Consider the following 3,536-nt stretch of genomic DNA (forward strand, 5'->3'; position numbering starts at 1 on the left):
GGCCGTGGCCTTCTATCGCGAGCGTTTCGACGTGGAAGGCTGGCGCGAGCATACGATCTACCCGGACATCGAAGCGGTGGTACGCGCGCTGCACGCACGCGGCCATCGCCTTGCGGTGGTCACCGCCAAGAACGAGCCGCATGCCCGCCGCATCGTCGAGCATCTGCCGTTCGGTGGCCTGTTCGAGGACGTGATCGGTTCAACCCCGGATGGCTCGCGCAGCAGCAAGCAGCAGCTGGTGGGCGAGGCGCTGCATCGCCTGCAGCTGGCGCCGGAACGCTGCTGGATGATCGGCGACCGCCGCATGGACATCGAGGGCGCCCGTCACCACGGGCTGCGCAGTGTGGGCGTGCTGTGGGGCTTTGGTGGCGAGCAGGAGCTGACCGAGGCCGGTGCCGGGCAGCTGGCCCGTGATCCGGCGCAGCTGCTGGCCTTGCTCGCCTGAGTTGGACGATGCCGCGCGCCGGGCCTTGCCCGGCGGCGTTTCCGCTGCCATAGACCAGCGTATGTCCGGAACATGTCCATGCGATGTCCCGCAGAGTCAGGCAGCACAAGGCTGTAACCGTATACATGGGACGTGAAGGATGTGCTAATTTCCGTCCTTTAACGGGAGAGGCCCATCCATCATGTTCGAGCGTCAGCGTCGCACCAAGATCCTTGCCACCCTCGGTCCGGCTACCGATCCGCCGGGCGTGCTGGAGGATCTGTTCCGCGCCGGCGTCAACGTGGTGCGCCTCAACTTCAGCCACGGTGACCCGTCCGGCCAGGCCAAGCGTGCCGCCGATGTGCGCGCCGCCGCGCAGCGTGTGGGTGTGGAAGTGGGCATCCTGGCAGACCTGCCGGGCCCGAAGATCCGCATCGAGCGCTTCGCCGAGGGCAAGGTGCATCTCAAGGCCGGTGACCGCTTCGACCTGATCGCCAGCACCGATGCCGGCCCCGGCGATGCCACCCAGGTGGGCGTGAGCTACCTCGGCCTGCCGCAGGACGTGACCGCCGGTGACGTGCTGCTGCTCGACGACGGCCTGATGCAGCTGCAGGTGGTGGAAGTGCAGGGCGAGCGCATCATCAACACCGTGCTCAACGATGGTCCGTTGTCCGATCGCAAGGGCCTGAACAAGCAGGGCGGTGGCCTGTCGCTGGGCGCGCTGACCGAGCGCGACAAGGAACTGATCGGCATCGTCGCCAAGATCGGCGTGGATTTCATCGCCGTATCGTTCTGCCGCAATGCGCAGGACATGAACGATGCGCGCGAGATCGCCGAATCGCACGGCTGCTACGCCGCGCTGGTGTCCAAGATCGAGCGCACCGAGGCCATCGAGAACCTGGAAGAGATCGTCGACGCCAGTGACGTGGTGATGGTGGCGCGTGGCGACCTGGGCGTGGAAATCGGCGATGCCGAACTGCCGGGCCTGCAGAAGAAGATCATCAAGGCCTCGCTGGCGCAGAACAAGGTGGTGATCACCGCCACCCAGATGCTGCAGTCGATGGTCGAAAGCCCGATCCCGACCCGTGCCGAAGTGCTGGACGTGGCCAACTCGGTCATCGACGGTACCGATGCGGTGATGCTGTCGGCCGAAACCGCCGCCGGTGCGTATCCGGTCAAGGCGGTCGAAGCGATGGCGCGCATCTGCCTGGGTGCCGAGCGCCAGTTCCAGACCGAGACCGACTTCGGCGCTTCGCCGCGCAACCTGGAACGTGCCGACCAGGCCATTGCCATGGCCACCATGTTCCTGTCCCAGCACGTGGGCGTGCGCGCGATCGTGGCGATGACCGAATCCGGTGGCACCGCGCGCTACCTGTCGCGATTCCGTGCCTCGGCACCGGTGTTCGCGGTCACCCGCCACGACGGCGCCCGCCGGCAGATGGCGCTGATGCGCGATGTGTTCCCGATCAACTTCGACAGCCGGGGCTTCACTCCGCGCGAAGCCGCACGCGGCAGCATCCGACTGCTGGTGGAGGGCGGCATGCTGCAGGCCGGCGACCGTGTGGTGTTCACCAGCGGTGAGCACATGGAAACCCACGGCGCGACCAATACCCTGCGCCTGCTGGAAGTGGGCGAAGACGGCCGCGCCAGCGGTCTGGGCGACCTGTAAGAGGTGGCCACATCGGGTCGGAGCCGCGGGCGCGGATCCGACCCGGGGTCAGATCCCCGAAAGGGGCTCTGACCCGATCCGGCAGGACATTTCCTGTCCCGCACAGACAGTGGAACCGGTTCCATCCGAGCCTCCACGTCGGGGCAACGGATAGCGGGGCTATACTTACGTTTTTCCCGCACCCGCCACAGGAAGTACATGAGCATCGAACAGCTGGCTGAAACCGCCCAGGCCATGGTTGCCCCGGGCAAGGGCATCATCGCGATCGACGATTCCACCGGTACCATCGCCAAGCGCTTTGCCAGCGTCGGCATCGAGAACACCGAAGAGAACCGTCGCGCCTACCGCGAACTGCTGCTGACCACGCCGAAGCTCAACGAGCACATTTCCGGCGCCATCCTGTACGACGAGACCATCCGCCAGTCGACCAAGGACGGCGTGCCGTTCGCCAAGTACATGTCCGACCACGGCATGATCCCGGGCATCAAGGTGGACAAGGGTGCGCACCCGCTGGCCGGCTGCCCGGGCGAGCTGGTCACCGAGGGCCTGGACGGCCTGCGCGAGCGCCTGCAGGAGTACTACAAGCTGGGCGCGCGCTTTGCCAAGTGGCGTGCGGTCATCAACATCGGCGAGAGCATTCCGTCGGGCACCTGCATCGAGTCCAACGCGCATGCGCTGGCCCGYTAYGCCGCGCTGTGCCAGGAAKSCGGCCTGGTGCCGATGGTCGAGCCGGAAGTGATCATGGACGGCGAGCACGACATCGAGACCTGCTACGAAGTCACCGAAGCCACCCTGCGTTCGCTGTTCGACGCGCTGTACCAGCAGAACGTGCTGCTGGAAGGCACCATCCTGAAGGCTTCGATGGTCATCTCCGGCAAGGGCTGCGACGAGCAGGCCGATGTCGAGGAAGTGGCCGAATCGACCGTGATGTGCCTGAAGAGCACCGTGCCGGCGATCCTGCCGGGCGTGGTGTTCCTGTCCGGTGGCCAGAGCGATGAGCAGTCCACCGCCCACCTCAACGCCATGAACCAGATGGGCAACCTGCCGTGGCCGCTGAGCTTCTCTTATGGCCGTGCCATGCAGCAGGCGGCACTGAAGCTGTGGGCCAAGGACATGAAGGGCAACTACGCCGCAGCACAGAAGACCGTCTACGAGCGCGCCAAGGAGAACGGCCAGGCCGCGCTGGGCAAGTGGAACGGCTGATCCGCCGTTGCGCAGCATGAACTGAACACGGCAGCGCCGGCATCATGCCGGCGTTTGCTTTTGCCGGTATCGTTGCCGCCTCCCGCACGCCAGGCCAGTGCGGGGGGCATACATGGAAGGCCAAGGAGAARRAACATGCGTATCACCGCAATCACGCTGGCCGTGGCCACGGTGCTGGCTGTCGGCGGCTGCAACCGGATGGGTGGCAGCACGGACATGGGCAAGGCTCCCTCGCTGGAG

At 66.0% G+C, this 3,536-nt stretch carries 3 protein-coding genes; all 3 read left to right on the top strand.

The features are described from left to right. The coding region (locus tag AC1VAN_RS15340; RefSeq protein ID WP_480986126.1) for an HAD family hydrolase at positions 1-445 on the top strand (445 nt) is incomplete at its 5' end. Positions 446-626: 181 nt separating this feature from the next. Next, positions 627-2,093, top strand: coding sequence for a pyruvate kinase (gene pyk, locus AC1VAN_RS15345; RefSeq protein WP_032975201.1), 1,467 nt, complete (start codon positions 627-629; stop codon positions 2,091-2,093). Positions 2,094-2,291: 198 nt separating this feature from the next. Further along, positions 2,292-3,296, top strand: coding sequence for a class I fructose-bisphosphate aldolase (locus AC1VAN_RS15350; protein ID WP_480986127.1), 1,005 nt, complete (start codon positions 2,292-2,294; stop codon positions 3,294-3,296). Positions 3,297-3,536: the final 240 nt, after the last annotated feature.

Source organism: Stenotrophomonas sp. 05L44_2, from assembly GCF_056665995.1.

What these genes read in the sequence shown, in the direction of transcription:
- pyk (WP_032975201.1), top strand. Translation starts at nt 627, where the DNA reads ATGTTCGAGCGTCAGCGTCGCACCAAGATCCTTGCCACCCTCGGTCCG.